The organism is Microbacterium sp. AISO3 (assembly GCF_002204305.1).
GTDB classification, from domain to species: Bacteria; Actinomycetota; Actinomycetes; order Actinomycetales; family Microbacteriaceae; genus Microbacterium; species Microbacterium arborescens.
The window spans coordinates 1-416 of sequence record NZ_NHRF01000113.1; the positions used below are offsets into that span (position 1 = coordinate 1).

General features: G+C 56.2%; 1 pseudogene. It reads right to left on the reverse strand.

The features are described from left to right. A pseudogene (locus tag CBF90_RS16570) lies at nucleotides 1-416 on the reverse strand (mercuric reductase); the annotation flags it as partial.

A 416-nucleotide genomic window follows, 5' to 3' on the forward strand; every position in this document is an offset into this window, starting at 1 on the left:
ATCCAGCGCAGCACGACAGCTGTTTGACGTCTTTGAAAAACGTTTGCGCGCACAGCTTCAAGCCTTCGACCATAGTCAGGTAAGGAAATAACTGGTCGCCCAGTTCCTGAACCGTCATGCCGTTGCGAATGGCCAATGCCGCTGTCTGAATCATTTCGCCCGCTTCCGCCGCGAGGATTTGTGCGCCGACCAGGCGCCCAGTCTTCTTGTCGGCAACTAGCTTGACGAATCCGGTCGTGTCGAAGTTAGCCAGGGCGCGGGGCACGTTGTCCAGCAAAAGCGTACGGCTGTCCACATCTAGCAACTGGGCTTTTGCTTGAGCTTCTGTAAGCCCGACGGTAGCGACTTGTGGATCGGTGAACACGACTTCTGGCATCGCAGACAGGTCGAGTGTGGCATCCTCTCCGACCATATTG